The sequence below is a fragment of the Candidatus Pelagibacter sp. PS_41 genome (assembly GCF_059417725.1).
On sequence record NZ_CM182062.1, the window covers coordinates 1,193,976 to 1,209,451 of the forward strand.

Annotated in this window: 15 protein-coding genes; 9 read left to right on the forward strand and 6 right to left on the reverse strand. The window is 29.3% G+C overall.

Features of this window, described 5'->3' with window-relative positions:
- Positions 1–17: 17 nt before the first annotated feature.
- The 3 genes from dnaJ to grpE all read right to left on the reverse strand — a co-directional run bounded on the left by dnaJ (position 18) and on the right by grpE (position 3,831).
- Complete coding sequence (dnaJ, locus tag AC5SL8_RS06545) at positions 18–1,148, reverse strand: molecular chaperone DnaJ (protein WP_494579837.1); 1,131 nt, start codon at positions 1,146–1,148, stop codon at positions 18–20.
- Between the two features lie 32 nt (positions 1,149–1,180).
- Positions 1,181–3,121, reverse strand: a complete 1,941-nt coding sequence (gene dnaK, locus AC5SL8_RS06550) for a molecular chaperone DnaK (protein ID WP_494579839.1) — start codon at positions 3,119–3,121, stop codon at positions 1,181–1,183.
- 62 nt (positions 3,122–3,183) lie between these two features.
- The gene (grpE, locus tag AC5SL8_RS06555) at positions 3,184–3,831 is read right to left on the reverse strand and encodes a nucleotide exchange factor GrpE (RefSeq protein WP_494579841.1); all 648 of its coding nucleotides are present in this window, start codon (positions 3,829–3,831) and stop codon (positions 3,184–3,186) included.
- A 36-nt stretch (positions 3,832–3,867) separates the two neighbouring features.
- Between grpE and rdgB the strand changes: the two genes are divergently transcribed.
- Positions 3,868–4,470, forward strand: coding sequence for an RdgB/HAM1 family non-canonical purine NTP pyrophosphatase (gene rdgB, locus AC5SL8_RS06560; protein ID WP_494579843.1), 603 nt, complete (start codon positions 3,868–3,870; stop codon positions 4,468–4,470).
- Here the strand turns inward: rdgB and AC5SL8_RS06565 are convergent.
- Positions 4,454–5,605 (reverse strand): ABC transporter substrate-binding protein, encoded by a 1,152-nt coding sequence (locus AC5SL8_RS06565; RefSeq protein ID WP_494579844.1) that lies wholly within the window; start codon positions 5,603–5,605, stop codon positions 4,454–4,456. The genes rdgB and AC5SL8_RS06565 overlap by 17 nt on opposite strands.
- Positions 5,606–5,637: 32 nt before the next feature.
- On the opposite strand from AC5SL8_RS06565, the gene rsmI reads away from it, so the two are divergent.
- Both rsmI and AC5SL8_RS06575 read left to right on the forward strand, forming a co-directional pair.
- A complete protein-coding gene (gene rsmI, locus AC5SL8_RS06570) occupies positions 5,638–6,501 on the forward strand; it encodes a 16S rRNA (cytidine(1402)-2'-O)-methyltransferase (protein WP_494579846.1) in 864 nt (287 codons plus the stop codon).
- Positions 6,491–7,084 carry a BON domain-containing protein gene (locus tag AC5SL8_RS06575; protein ID WP_494579848.1) on the forward strand — a complete coding sequence of 198 codons (594 nt, stop codon included), beginning with the start codon at positions 6,491–6,493 and terminating at the stop codon, positions 7,082–7,084. The genes rsmI and AC5SL8_RS06575 overlap by 11 nt, the downstream gene beginning before the upstream one ends.
- Here AC5SL8_RS06575 and AC5SL8_RS06580 read toward each other — a convergent pair.
- Positions 7,081–9,369 carry an NADP-dependent malic enzyme gene (locus AC5SL8_RS06580; RefSeq protein ID WP_494579849.1) on the reverse strand — a complete coding sequence of 763 codons (2,289 nt, stop codon included), beginning with the start codon at positions 9,367–9,369 and terminating at the stop codon, positions 7,081–7,083. The two genes, AC5SL8_RS06575 and AC5SL8_RS06580, sit on opposite strands and share 4 nt — an antisense overlap.
- A gap of 50 nt (positions 9,370–9,419) precedes the next feature.
- Between AC5SL8_RS06580 and murJ the strand changes: the two genes are divergently transcribed.
- From murJ to AC5SL8_RS06600, 4 genes are read left to right on the forward strand one after another with little or no spacing between them, the layout of a single operon-like run.
- Positions 9,420–10,946, forward strand: coding sequence for a murein biosynthesis integral membrane protein MurJ (gene murJ / locus AC5SL8_RS06585; RefSeq protein ID WP_494579850.1), 1,527 nt, complete (start codon positions 9,420–9,422; stop codon positions 10,944–10,946).
- Between the two features lies 1 nt (position 10,947).
- Complete coding sequence (trpS, locus tag AC5SL8_RS06590) at positions 10,948–11,949, forward strand: tryptophan--tRNA ligase (RefSeq protein WP_494579851.1); 1,002 nt, start codon at positions 10,948–10,950, stop codon at positions 11,947–11,949.
- A gap of 52 nt (positions 11,950–12,001) precedes the next feature.
- Positions 12,002–12,544 (forward strand): NifU family protein, encoded by a 543-nt coding sequence (locus tag AC5SL8_RS06595; protein ID WP_494579852.1) that lies wholly within the window; start codon positions 12,002–12,004, stop codon positions 12,542–12,544.
- Positions 12,545–12,546: 2 nt separating this feature from the next.
- On the forward strand, positions 12,547–13,668 hold the full coding sequence (locus tag AC5SL8_RS06600) for a glucosaminidase domain-containing protein (protein ID WP_494579854.1): 1,122 nt from the start codon (positions 12,547–12,549) through the stop codon (positions 13,666–13,668).
- Here AC5SL8_RS06600 and AC5SL8_RS06605 read toward each other — a convergent pair.
- Entirely contained in the window at positions 13,665–14,654 is a 990-nt protein-coding gene (locus AC5SL8_RS06605) for a polysaccharide deacetylase family protein (RefSeq protein WP_494579856.1), read from the reverse strand. The two genes, AC5SL8_RS06600 and AC5SL8_RS06605, sit on opposite strands and share 4 nt — an antisense overlap.
- A gap of 16 nt (positions 14,655–14,670) precedes the next feature.
- Here AC5SL8_RS06605 and AC5SL8_RS06610 point away from each other — a divergent pair, with 16 nt between their 5' ends.
- Positions 14,671–15,057, forward strand: a complete 387-nt coding sequence (locus tag AC5SL8_RS06610) for a peptidase M22 (protein WP_494579858.1) — start codon at positions 14,671–14,673, stop codon at positions 15,055–15,057.
- An 8-nt stretch (positions 15,058–15,065) separates the two neighbouring features.
- Positions 15,066–15,476, forward strand: coding sequence for a Fur family transcriptional regulator (locus AC5SL8_RS06615; RefSeq protein ID WP_494579860.1), 411 nt, complete (start codon positions 15,066–15,068; stop codon positions 15,474–15,476).

The following is a 15,476-nucleotide window of genomic DNA, read 5'->3' on the forward strand; positions in this document are numbered from 1 at the left end:
TTTAACTAATTAGTCTTTTAGTTTTTCCAAAAACTTTTTGCTTTTTGAAAGAATTTTTTGATACTTGGATTTGATTTTTCGTTTTCTATTTCTCTAAATTTTTCAAGTAACTCTTTTTGCTCTTTATTTAATGAGATAGGCACTTCAGTGTTTACTTGCACATAAAGATCACCATTGCCGCTTCCTCGCATATAAGGCATTCCTTTTCCTTTTAAACGAAATTGTTTACCATTTTGGGTTCCATCAGGTATTTTAATTTTTGCTTTACCTCCATCAATAGTTGGTATTTCAATTGTTGTCCCTAAGGCCGCATCAGCAATAGATATTGGAAACTCAAAGAATAAATTTTCATCAGATCTTTTAAATAAATCATGTGAGTGAACATTTATGAATAAATATAAATCACCATTTGTTCCACCCCTTGAACCAGCCTCACCTTTGCCTGCTAATCTTATTCTTGTTCCATCATCCACACCTTTTGGAATTGTAACAGATATTTTTTTCGACGCTTGTTTATTGCCTTGGCCATTACAATCATTACATGGATTTGTAATTTCTTCACCAGAACCTGCACATTGAGGACAAGTTTGTTGAACAGTAAAAAAACCTTGATTTGATCTTACTTTTCCATTCCCACCACAAACTGTGCATCTATCAGGTGAGTGTCCTGGTTTTGATCCATTACCCTTACAAGTGTTGCATTTTTCAGTAGTTGAAAATTTAATATCCTGTTTTTTTCCTTCATAAGCTTCTTCAAGAGTTATTGATAAATCATACCTTAAATCTGAGCCTTTATTGCTAGTATTTCTTCTTCCTCTTGATCGTCCACCACCTCCAAAATCACCAAAAAAATCTTCAAAAATATCTGAAAAATCCGCCCCTCCAAAACCACCAAAGCCTCCACTTTGTCTACCACCACCGCCTTCAAACGCAGCATGACCAAAATTATCATAGTTTTGTTTTTTTTCTTTATCAGAAAGGATGCCATAGGCTTCACTAGCTTCTTTAAATTTATCTTCAGAAGCTTTGTCACCGGGGTTTTTATCTGGATGATATTTGACTGCGAGTTTTCTATAGGCTGATTTTAATTCTTCTGGGCTTGCATTTTTACTAACACCTAAGACGTCATAAAAATCTTTTTTAGCCATAAGTTACTCCAAGATGATTGTTGTTGTGAGACTTAGGCGCTTTTTTCTTTATCTTCGGTGCCTTCTTTGCCTTCTTCTTTTACTTCTTCAAAGTCAGCATCAACTACATTATCGTCTTTTTTTCCTTCATCATTTTTATCACCATCTTTAGATGAATTTTCTTTTTTTTCTTGAGACTTATAAATTGCCTCACCTAGTTTCATAGAAGCTTGCACTAAAGTTTCAGTTTTTTTCTTAATATCATCAGTGTCAGTTCCTTTAATTGATTCTTTCAAAGCAGAAGACGCATCTTCAATAGCTTTTTTATCAGCATCAGAAACTTTGGCACCATGCTCTTTAAGATTTTTTTCTGTAGAGTGGAGAAGGGTATCTGCTTGGTTTCTAACATCAACAGACTCTCTTTTCTTTTTATCCTCTTCTTTATTTGCTTCAGCATCCTTGACCATTTTCTCTATTTCTTCATCACTTAAGCCACCTGAAGCTTGAATCTGGATTTTTTGTTCTTTACCAGTGCCCTTATCTTTTGCAGAAACACTAACTATTCCGTTTGCATCAATATCAAATGTTACTTCAATTTGTGGAACACCTCTTGGTGCTGGTGCAATACCCACCAACTCAAAGTTTCCTAACATTTTATTATCAGTTGCCATTTCTCTTTCTCCCTGAAGAACTCTGATTGATACGGCAGGTTGATTATCTTCTGCTGTCGAGAATACTTGGCTTTTTTTAGTTGGTATTGTTGTATTTTTTTCAATTAATTTTGTTGATACACCACCAAGTGTTTCAATTCCAAGTGATAATGGAGTTACGTCTAAAAGAAGTACATCCTTAACATCACCTTGAAGAACTCCAGCTTGAATTGCTGCACCCATTGCAACAACTTCATCAGGGTTAACACTTTTATTTGGTTCTTTACCAAAAAAGTTTTTAACTTCAGCTATAACTTTTGGCATTCTTGTCATACCACCAACCATTATAATCTCATCAATTTCACTTGCTGTAAGACCGGCATCTTTAAGAGCAGTTTTACATGGAGGTAAAGTTCTTGAAATTAAGTTTTCAACTAAAGCCTCTAACTTTGCTCTAGTCATCTTTAAATTAATATGTTTTGGACCTGTTTTGTCTGCAGTTATAAAGGGTAAATTAACATCAGTTTGCTCTGCTGAAGATAATTCAATTTTTGCTTTTTCAGCAGCTTCCTTAAGTCTTTGAAGAGCCAATTTATCTGACTTTAGATCAATACCACTATCTTTTTTAAACTCACCAATTAAGTAGTCAACTATAGCATTATCAAAATCTTCACCTCCTAAGAAGGTATCCCCATTAGTTGATTTAACTTCAAATACACCATCTCCTAATTCAAGAATAGATACATCAAATGTTCCACCACCTAAATCATAAACAGCAATTTTTTTATTTTGTTTTTTGTCTAAACCATAAGCAAGAGAGGCGGCAGTAGGTTCATTAATAATTCTTAAAACTTCAAGACCTGCTATTTTACCTGCGTCTTTAGTTGCTTGTCTTTGGGCATCATTAAAGTAAGCAGGAACTGTAATAACGGCCTTGGTTACTTCTTGTCCTAAATATTTTTCAGCAGTTTCTTTCATTTTTTGAAGTATGAAAGCAGAAATTTGAGAGGGAGAATATTTTTCTCCTCTTGCTTCAATCCAAGCATCACCTTTTTCAGAATTAACAATTTTGAAAGGAGCAGCAGCAATATCTTTTTTTACAGTAGGGTCTTCAAAGTTTCTTCCAATTAATCTCTTTACAGCAAATATAGTATTTTCAGGATTTGTTACAGCCTGTCTTTTAGCTGGTTGGCCTACTAGTTTTTCACCATCTTCAGTAAAAGCAACAACAGAAGGTGTTGTTCTAGCGCCTTCAGCATTTTCCAAAACTTTTGCTTGGCTTCCTTCCATGATTGAAACACATGAATTTGTTGTACCTAAATCTATCCCTATAATTTTGCTCATAATTTATTTCCTACCTTTCATATAATTATTAATTTTTAATCTACAAGCTCTGACAAAGATTATTAATTGTCTGAATTCTCTTTATTTTCCTCATTTTTTTCATCTTTTTTTGTTTCTGTTTTTTTTGATACCCCAACTAGAGCTGGTCTTAAAAGTCTGTCTTTCATCATAAATCCTTTTTGAATTTCTTGAACTATGGTGCCAGGTTCTTTTTGATCATCATCAATTTCCATCATTGCTTGATGTTGATTTGGATCTAATTTTTTACCAATAGAACTTATAGGAGTAATTCCATTTTTTGAAAAAATCGATACCATATCTTTACTAATAATTTCAAAATGTTCTAAAGTTTTTTTAAGTGCCCCTGTACCTTTTAATGCTTCATCACTTTCTAGAATTTGTTTTGATCTTTCTAAGTTATCAATAAGATTTAGAGCTTCTTTAGCAAAAGAAAATCCACCATAGTCAAATGCATCATCTTTTTCTTTTTCAAACCTTCTTCTTTGATTTTCCATTTCTGCAAATGTTCTTGCAACTTTATCCTCTAGTTCTACAATTCTTTCTTCTGGTGTTAGCTCTTTTATCTCTTTTTTATCATCCTTAGAATCTGTACTATTATCTGTTTGAGCATCATTATTTTGTCCCTCGTTTATTTTATCTTCAGCTTCTTTATTTTGCTTATCCGAGTTAGTGTTTTGCTCTTTTTCCATAGGAGCTTATATGGTATGAAATTTAAAAATTGCTAGATGTTAAAGAAAAAAATTACGGAACTTATTGTTGGAACAAATAATAGGGGAAAATTAAAGGAAATTAAGGACTTATTACCTAATTATCTCAAAATATATTCACCTTTAGATTTCAAAATTAAAAGTCCAGCCGAGAATGGCAAAACATTTGAAGAAAACTCATCAATAAAAGCAAGATATTTCTCAAAAAAATCTAAATTAATATGTTTATCCGATGACTCTGGTTTAGAGATAGATCTTTTAAAGGGACAACCAGGAATTTATTCAGCTAGGTGGGGTGGAAAAAAAGGTGATTTTAAAAAAGCAATGAATAGAGTTTTTAGAGAATTAAATAAAAAAGATAAAAACTGGAAACAAAAAAAAATTAGAGCAAGGTTTGTTTGTGCATTAACTATATTTGTACCAAATAGAAAATTAATAAGGTCTATTGGTAAAATTGAAGGTTCAATTTCACCTGCCATGAAAGGTAAAAATGGATTTGGATATGATCCAATTTTTATTCCAAAAGGAAAAAAAATTACTTTTGGAGAAATGAAAGCATCTGAAAAATATAAAATAGATCATAGATTTAAAGCTTTCAAAAAAATTAAAAAATTTTTTTAAATTTTTCATCCTCAACTTTATAGAAATTTAAAATATGATTTATTTTATTGTCTTGGATTTCAAAAATTCCAACTTTTCCCTTGAATAAAGTTTTTTTGACAAACATATCCTGATTAATAATATTATCATTTTGTAGTATCAGGTAATAAACAAGACCAACCAAATCATAACTTAAAAAAGATAATTGATTTGGGTATTGATTATATTTTTCATAATACTCAGATGAAAATTCTTCATAATTACTTTTATTTACAGATGGAAAATAAAGTGGCTGTGAACTTTTTTCTTTAAGAAGTGATTCGTCAAACCATTGATTAAGAGTGATAAAATATTTTTCTTTTGGTGAGACATCGGTATACAATAAAGAAGTAGTTACACTTTTTAAGCTTTCATCAAAGTCTGAAATTACAACTGAATCAAAATTTACATTTCCAAGCGTGTCTCTTTTTTTTAGTCTCTCAATTAACAATTCTTTATTACTTTCATCAGATTTTTCTAATCTTGTTATTTCATCTTGTAAATTTTGTTTTCTAATTTGATAACGAGTGATTTTTTCTATTTGTTCAGTGAGCTTAGTTGGATCAGTATTATAAATATAATTTTTTTTTACTTTAATTTTAGATCTAGAAATAGCCACTTCAATTTCATTTTTGAAGCCTATATCAGGAGTTAAAAAAATAGTTTTTTTAATTTTCTCTAATTTTATAAATCTATCAATTGCTCTTAATTGGGATGTTGCATTTATTCCTGCATTAATAATATTTTTTGAAAAATTATTATTCTTATTTGTTAAAGCTAAAAAAGTTATTTCATTTACTTTATTAAGATAAGCTAAGCTTTCATTAAATACAGGGCCTATAATAATTTTGACACCTAAGTTTGACAATTCTATTGCGGCATCTAAGGCCATATCAGGATTTGATCCTGTATCTTTTGGAATAATTTCAATTGAAGAGTTGTTAATTTTGTTAATAGCAAGTCCTACAGAGTTAATTATAGATTCACCAATTTCTGAATTTTCACCTGTTAAAGGGATGAGCAAACCTATCTTTATTTTTTCATTTGCTTTAATGCTCGTTAAACTCATTAAGAGTGTTAAGGTCAAAAACAATATAATTTTAATAATTTTTTTCATTTTAATGTTATTATTATAACGTTTAAAATTTAATGATTCTACATACTGACATTACAAATAATAAAGTTAAAAGTGGCCTTTATATAGTCTCCACACCAATTGGAAATTTAAGTGATATTACTTTGCGGGCATTAGAGGTGTTAAAAAAATCAGATTATATCTTGTGCGAGGACACTCGAACTTCAAAAAACCTATTAGATCGTTATGAAATTAAGTCCAAACTTATTTCAAACCACAAATTTAATGAAAAAAAAAACCTATCTAAAATTATTAAGATTTTAAAGTCGGATTGTGTTGTTTCTCTAATTTCTGACGCAGGAACACCCTCTGTTTCAGATCCTGGGGCAATATTAGTTAATGAGTGTTTAATTAATAAAATCGATATTTATCCTATTCCAGGAGCATCGGCAGTTTCTTCTGCCGTATCAATTAGTGGTTTTAATGAACAATATTTTTTCTATGGTTTTTTTCCAGAAAAAAATAATAAACTCAAAGAAGATTTTGAAAAACTTAAAAAACAAGATGGCTGCATTGTTTTTTTTATTTCACCAAGGAAATTCAACAAATCAGTAAAATACATCAAAGAATATTTTATAAATAGAAAGATCTTAATATGTAGAGAAATGACTAAGTATTATGAGGAATATATTAGAACTGACATTGATAAACTTGAACCTTTTAAATCTGACCCAAAAGGAGAATTAACAATTGTTATTTCTGAAAAATTAAAAGAAAAAAATTCTTCGATAAATTTAAAAGAATCAGATAAAATTAATATTCAAAAAATGATTAAGAAACTAAGTATAAAAGATATTACAGATTTAATTAGCCAAAACTCTAATGTGCCAAAAAAAGAAATTTATAATTATTGTCTAAAATTGAAAAATGAAAAATAGAACTATTTTAATAAGCTTAATTTGTTTATTTTTAACTGGATGTGTAGGATTAAGTTCGAAGGGTGTTTTTGGAACAGGTGTAAGTGTTGCATTTGATCCAAGATCTTTAGGTACTCAAATAGATGACTCTGTGATGCAAAAAAATCTGACAGGTAGATTGCTATTAACAAATAAAAGTTATTTGATATCTGTAAAAACAAAAGTTTTAGATGGAAGAATTTTTCTAACTGGTAAAGTAGATGATCCTGAAGAAAAACTTCAAATTACTAAACTAGCATGGGAAACAAAAGGTGTCAGATCTGTAAGAAATGATGTTAAAATAAAAGAAGATTTTAATTTTAAACAATCTGCAAAAGATTTATTGATAACTTCTCAATTACGTTCTGCATTAATTTTTAATAAAAAAATAAATTCAACTAATTATCAAATAGACACCTATAAGAAAAAAATATTCATTTATGGAATTGCTTTAACAAATGAAGAAAAAAAAGAAGTAATAAATGAAGCAAAAGAAATACTTGATGTTGAGAATGTTATAGCAAGTATTATTTTGGTTGAAGATTTAAGAATTCAAAAAGATTAATTTTTTTTATAATCTATAACGTCAGCGGAGTAAGCAGCCACTGATGCTAGATTTATAATTTCAGAAGTAGAAGATCTCAAAGGTGCTATTTCAATGGGTTGACCTAATCCGATTAATAAGGGCCCAATTACTCTTGTGTCACCTAAACTTTTCATTAATTTATAAGAGATTGCTGCACTATGTTGTCCAGGCATTATTAAAATATTAGCATTTCCAACGATACTTGAAAAAGGATAAAGTTCTTTGTATTCTGAGTTAAGAGCAACATCTGGTTGCATATCTCCGTCAAAATCAAAGTCGACATTTTTCTTCTCTAAAATTTCAACAGCTTTTTTAATATGCTTAGTTCTACTTGTAAGAGGTTGGCCAAAAGTAGAGTGAGAAACAAAAGCAACTTTTGGAACAAAGCCAAACATTTTAACTACACGAGCAGACGAAATTGCAATTTCTGCAAGCTCTTCTGAGCTTGGGTATTCATTTACACTAGTATCCCCAACAAAAATTGTCTTACCTTTAGCAACGACCATGTTTAAACCAAACATTATTTCACCAGGTCTAGCATTTACTACTTGTGTAACTTTATCAAAAGATGATCCAAACCTCCGTGTGTTGCCAGTGACAGCGCCATCGGCATCACCGCAAGAAACCATACAAGATGCCCAAATTACTCTATCATTCCTAATCATCCTGTCACAATCTCTCTCTAGTAGACCCTGTTCTCTTTGAAGTTTGGCAAATAAGAATTTTACATATTTTTCTCTTTTTTCATTATCTTCAGAATTTATTATTTTGATATCAAAGTTTTCATTGTATCCAATTTCTTTTATTCTTTCTTTAATTTTTGTTTTTTTACCAATTAAGATTGGTATCCCTAGCTTAGAGTTTTTAAAAGCTATAGCAGCCTTCAATGTATTTTCATCTTCTCCATCTGCAAAAACAATTCTCTTTGGATTTTTTTTAATATGAGAATTAATACCCTGCATAATGGTTACCGAGGGATCAAGTCTTTGTTTAAGTTGATCTTTATAAAGCTCAAAATCTTTTATCGGTTTTTTTGCAACTCCACTATCCATAGCAGCTTTGGCAACAGCTGCGGGGATAACACTAATTAACCTTGGATCAAAGGTAGATGGAATAATATAGTCTTTTCCATATCTAGGACGATCGCCACCCATTGCAGCAACCACTTCATCTGGAACATCTTCTCTTGCTAATTTAGCAATTGCGTTTGCAGCTGCAACCTTCATTTCCTCATTAATTGTTGTTGCCCTAACATCCAAAGCTCCTCTAAAAATATAAGGAAAACCAATTAAATTATTAACTTGATTAGGATAATCTGATCTGCCAGTTGCAATAATAGCATCATCTCTTACTTCCATAATCTCTTCAGGAGTTATTTCGGGATCAGGGTTGGCACAAGCAAAAATTATTGGATTCTTTGCCATTATTTTCACAAGTTCTTTTTTTAAAGCACCTTTAGCAGATAGTCCCAAAAATACATCTGCCCCACTTATTGCATCTTCAAGTGTTCTATTTTTAGTTTCAATTGCATGAGCCGATTTCCACTGGTCCATACCCTCTGTTCTTCCTTTATAGATAACACCTTTTCGATCTAACATGGTTATGTTCTCATTTAAGACACCACTATTTTTAAATAAATTAGTACAAGCTATTGCAGAAGCACCAGCACCATTAACCACAATCTTAATGTCTTTTATTGACTTGCCACTTATATCTAAAGCATTAATTAAAGCTGCCGTAGTTATTATTGCGGTTCCATGTTGATCATCATGAAATACTGGAATATCTAAAATTTCTTTTAATTTTTCTTCAATAATAAAACAGTCAGGTGCAGCTATGTCTTCCAAGTTAATCCCACCAAAACTACATGCAAAATTTTTAATGCTATTTATTATTTCATCAGAATCTTTACAGTCTATTTCTAAATCTATCGAGTCGATGTCTGCAAATCTTTTAAATAAAACTGCTTTACCTTCCATTACAGGCTTTGAAGCTAAAGCTCCCAGATTTCCCATTCCTAAAATTGCAGATCCATTACTTATTACAGCCACCAAGTTACCTTTCGATGTGTAATCATAGGCTGCCTCGGGATTGTCAGCAATTGCTTTTACTGGAACTGCTACACCCGGAGAGTATGCAAGTGCTAGATCTCTCTTAGTCGTCATTGGTTTTGAGGAATTAATCTCAATTTTACCTGGCTTATTTAAACTATGAAATTCTAGAGCTTCTTTATCAGTGTAATGGTCTATTTTAGTTTTTTTCATTTTTGGTAATTAGGTATACAATTGAAGCGAATTTAAGACTAATATGATTTATGAATCTTCTCAAGTCAACAGGTACGTTTAGTTTTTTTACAATAATTAGTAGATTATTGGGTTATTTAAGAGATATTTTAATAGCAATTTTTCTTGGAACAGGATTGCTAGCTGATGCGTTTTTTGTTGCATTTAGAATTCCAAATACTTTTAGAAGATTATTCTCTGAAGGAACATTTAATGCTGCGTTTGTCCCAAGCTATTCCTCTTTATTAAATAATAAAAAAAAATCACAAGCTTTTGCTAATAGTATTTTTAACTTATTAATTTTAGGATTGTTTTTTTTAGTACTTCTTATTGAAATTTTAATGCCAGTATTCGTCTTTCTAATAGCACCTGGTTTTGAGGGCGATCTTAAAAAAATGGAAATAGCCGTAACTCTAACAAGAATTACATTTCCTTTTCTATTATTTATTAGTTTAGCATCTTTTTTTTCTGCTATTTTAAACTCACATAATAAATTTGCTGTAGCATCAGCTGCACCAATTATTTTAAACATACTTTTAATTAGTGTTTTATTTTTGGGTAAAATTTTAGATGATCAATTGGTGTATTATTTATCTTATGCTGTGACAATCTCAGGTATTTTGCAGCTTATTTTTTTATATTTTTATGTAAAAAAATATTTTTTACCTATAGTAAATTTTTCAATCAAGATTGATGAAAAAGTAAAAAATTTCTTTAAAAAATTATTACCAAGTATTTTTTCATCTGGTGTTACCCAAATAAATATTTTAGTTGGAACAATTATTGCCTCATTTCAAACTAGTGCAGTTTCTTATCTTTATTATGCAGATAGAGTTTATCAAATAAATTTAGCAATTGCTGGAATTGCAATTGGTACAGTTATTTTGCCCCAATTATCTAAGTATGTTCAAAATCAAAATAAAGATAAAATGAATTTAATTCAAAATAAAGCTTTAGAATTAAGTTTGTTTTTAAGTATCCCTGCAGCAATTGCATTGTTAATTGCTTCAGAAGAAATTATATCATCATTATTTGGTTATGGATCTTTTGATGAATTAAGTGTTAAAAATTCAGCAAAGGCTCTATTTTATTTTGCTATTGGCTTACCCGCATTTTCATTGATAAAAGTTTTTTCTGCCTTTTATTTCGCAAGACACAATACAAGATTACCTTTTTATATTTCTCTAATCTCAGTTTTATTAAATATATTTATAAGTGTTATTTTTTTTAAGGAAATAGGATTTATTATTTTGCCCATAGCAACTACAATATCATCTTGGTTTAATGCAATTTGTTTATTTATTTTTTTAAAAAAAGATAATTTGTTTAAATTTAATTTAGTTTTCATTGATAGATTTATCAAAATTATAGTAGCCTCTATTTTAATGGGTATTTTTTTTAATTTTTTAATTAATTTTTTTAATGAACAATTAATGTATTCCGAAAATTTTAAAGCAATATATTTAATCTCAACAGTAATTGTTGGATTTACATTCTATATTTTTATAGCACTCTTAATCAAAGCTTTTAAAAAAAGTGATATTAATCTAAACTATTAACATGAGTAAAAAAATTTTTTCAGGTGTTCAGCCTACTGGCAATCTTCATTTGGGAAACTATCTTGGTGCTATAAAAAATTTTGTAGAGCTTCAAAATGACAAGGGAAATCATTGCATTTTTTGTGTTGTAGATCTTCATGCAATCACAGTTAAGCAAGATCCTAAGGAATTAAAAAATAATATAAGAGAGACAGCTGCTACATTTATTGCAAGTGGTATCAATCCAGATAACAATATTATCTTTAACCAATCAATGGTGTCAGCACATTCAGAAGCTGCTTGGATTTTAAGTTGTGTTTCAAGGATTGGCTGGCTTAATAGAATGACTCAATTTAAAGAAAAGGCTGGAAAAGATAAAGAAAAAGCTAGTATTGGTCTTTATTCATATCCTGTTTTGATGGCTGCTGATATTTTGCTTTATGATGCAACACATGTGCCAGTAGGAGACGACCAAAAACAGCACCTAGAACTTTGCAGAGATATTGCGCAAAAATTTAATAATGATTTTAATGCACCTGAGTTTTTAAAAGTGCCAGAGCCATTGATACAAAAACAATTTTCTAGAATAATGAGTTTAAAAGATGGATTAAAAAAAATGAGCAAATCAGATCCTTCAGATCTGAGTAGAATTAATCTTACTGACAGTAAAGATGAAATAGTTAATAAGATTAAAAAAGCAAAAACTGACCCATTACCATTACCAAACAATGTTGATGAGTTGGTTGAGCGACCTGAAGCAGAAAATTTATTAGGTATTTACTCTAGCTTGAAAAATCAGAGTTTACAGAATTCAATAGATGAATTTTCAGGAAAAAATTTTTCTGAATTCAAGATAGAATTATCAGATGTTTTGGTTGAAAAAATTGAACCTATTTCAAAAAAAATAAAAGAATTACTAAATGATGAAAAATATTTAGATACAATTCTGTTAGAGGGGTCTAAAAAAGCAGATATAGTTGCATCAAAAAAAATTAAGGAAATAAAAGAATTAGTTGGTTTTTAAACAAATATATTAATTAGTTTAAATTTCATAATTTATCACTATATATAGAATAATGTTTATCCAAACCGAAGCAACACCAAATCCAAATTCTTTAAAGTTTCTTCCTGGTAAAACGGTATCCAATAATGGATCTTTTGAAGTTACTAAAAAAGAGGAGACTGATAACGAGTTAGTTCGAAACTTGTTATCTGTTAACGGCGTGATAGGTGTTTTTTTAGGTGCAGATTTTTTGTCAATTAATAAAAAAGAAGAAATAAGCTGGGATGAAATTAAACATATAGCAATTTCTTTGATTAATGATTTCTACTCTACAGGCAAAGAGTTTGTCATTGCGAATGAATTATTTGGAGGTGAAAAAGAAAAACATAGTGAAATAGAAAAACAAATTATAAGTATTTTAGAGTCTAAAATTAGACCAGCTGTTGCCAAAGATGGTGGAGATATTAAATTTAAAGAATTTAAGGATGGTGTTGTCAAAGTAGAATTACAAGGTAGTTGTTCTGGATGTCCAAGCTCAACAATGACACTTAAGCAAGGAGTGCAAAATCTTTTGTGCCATTATCTCCCTGAGGTAAAAGAGGTAGTAGCTATATAGTTATGAGAAATAAACAATTTTCACTGTTAGAAATAAAAAGTTTTTTAAAAAAAAAGGGACTTATAATAAGAAAGAATATTAATAAAAAAAAATCTATTACCTTGGACACCCTATCAAAAACTTTTTTATCTAGTTTAATTATAATCTCATTTTTCTTTGTTTTACCACTTGCCATCGATCTTACAAATAAAGAAAAAATATTTTCTAAAAACTACGAGAATAATTCCAAAAATAATTTGAATAAACCACTAGAAAACCAAGATCCAAAACTAGATGATAACTTAGATAAAGAATCTTTATTTGAAGACATTTTCACATTTGATAATCAGCCAAAAGAAAAGGATAGTGTGAGATTAAGTGCTTCTACAATTGAAGAGTTATTTAAATCAACAAATTATAATTTAGAAGATGTAAGAAAAAATAAATTAGTAAAACCGATTTCTTTAACAGTATTACCGGCAGAGATTACTAAAATAGAAAATGCTAAAAAAAGAAAAGATCTATTTATCCAAATTATTTTACCATTAGTCATTGAAGAAAATAATAATATTAAATTTGACCGTAAAAAACTTTTTACTATTTTAAATAAAAGTAAAAATACTAAAGCACAACAAAATTGGCTGAACTCAAAATTTAAACAATATGGAGTTGTAAATAAAGATTTATCTACACTTAAAATAAGAATGGATGAAGTACCAGTCTCAATGGCAATCGCTCAAGCTGCAAAAGAAACTGGGTGGGGAACATCTAGATTTGCACAAGAAGGAAATGCATTATTTGGTCAGTGGACGTGGTCCGGTGATGGAATAAAACCCTCTGGTGCTGATAATGATAGCACACACAAAGTTATGAGATTTAACGTGTTACAGGCATCAGTTAAAGCGTATCAAAGAAATTTAAATACCCATTCATCTTATAGAGATTTTAGAAGTGCTAGAGCAGAACTAAGAGATAATGGTGAAAAGCTAGATAGTATTATTCTTTCAAAATATCTTGATGAATATGCAGAGACTAGAAAAGAGTATGTAAAAATTTTACAACAAATTATTAGACAAAATAAATTAACAGATTTTGATGATGCAAAGTTAATGCCATCAAGTATTGAACTTAATAGTTTAATTTAATTTTGTTTAACTGAAAACTGAACTCCAAACCATCGCCATAATCCATCATCATTAAGAGAACAATTAATTCTTCCCCTTCTAAACAAAAATTTTTCCCTAAAATTTATTCGTAATTTATCTTTATTAAAATCTACATTGGACTGCTTCCATTCATTACCCTCATCAGAAAAACAATTAATATTATTTATATTTTTTTGTTCATCAAAAAATTCTACATAAAATTCAGGAGGATTATTATCTGTTACGTATTTATCTTCAGGATATAAATTTTTATATTGAAGTGGATACAGATTTACTAAAAATTTAAATCGATCTAAATCACCATATTTTTCATTAATAGGGAATCGTGGAAGTTCAAAGGGGTCTTTATTATAATCAATCACCCCTGAATGTTGTCCGAAAGCATATTTAAAATTTTTAGAAATATATTCTTTAATTTCTAGACTATATTCACCGAAGGGATAAGAAAAGAAAATAGGATTATATCCTAAATTTTTATTAAATATGGAAGTAGAAGAATTAATATCTTTTATAAAATCTTCTTTGTTAAAATCTACTAAGTAATCATGAGAATGGGCATGATTTCCAATATAGGCAAAAGGCTCTTGTTCTAATTCTTTTATTTGTTCCCAAGTCATATAACCATATTTTCCAATCGATTGGGTTGATACAAATAATATGAATGGGATTTTTTCTTGCTTTAAATAAGGCCAAGCAACCTTGTAAAAAGAAGTGAAAGCATCATCAATGGTTAAAAGAATTTTTTTCTCTTTTTTAATTGTTGAAAAGTTATTTTCTAAATTTTTGGGATCATAGAATTTAAGGTTTGATTGCCTAATTATTGAAATATGTTCCTTAAATATATCCATTTGAATATTTGTAGATGGATATTTATTTTCATCAAATCGGTGATACATAAGAGAAAGTATACCCATGTCAGGCGAATAATATTTGATATTATTTTCATCTGCTTTACAACTAAACATTAATAACATTGTTATAATGAATAATTTAATTGTAGATGCTGCTAGAGATAAAATTTTTTTAACACTCATAGTTAGTAAAAATATTTATACTTGTAGTCATGAAAATAGTAAAATTAATTTTGAAAAATTAATGATTTTAATTAATGAATTTTTGAATAATAACAAAATCTCTCTAGATAAAGTAAGCACAATATATGTAAATAGAGGTCCAGGAAGTTTTGCGGGTATTAGAAACTCATTAGCAACAATTAAAGCTTTGCATTTAACTAAAAAAATTAACTATTATTGTTTTAGTTTTGAAGATTTTAAGGTTAAAGATGAAATTAGATATGAAGATGTTCCCAGTTTATGCGAACAATTTCAAATTAAAAAGAATTTGATTAATCCTATTTATTTAAGTTAAAATTAATAATGTCACAAAATATTGAGCAAAAATGCATAGCAAAAGGTGTTAAGTTAACAGATCAAAGAAAGATAATTGCAAAAGTGATGTCAGAGGCAAAAGACCACCCTGATGTAGATGAGTTATATAATAGGGTTACGAAAATTGATGCAAAAATTAGTATTGCCACAGTTTATAGAACTGTAAAACTTTTTGAAGAGTCAGGAATATTAGCTAAACATGAGTTTAAGGGAGGAAAGGCAAGATATGAGGAATTAAATGAGGGACATCATGATCACTTAATTGATGTTAAATCTGGAGAGATTATAGAATTTGTGGACGAAGAAATCGAAAAACTACAAGAAAAAATTGCAGCTAAATATGGATATAAACTTGTGGATCATAAATTAGAATTATATGGGGTTAAAAAAAAATCCTAG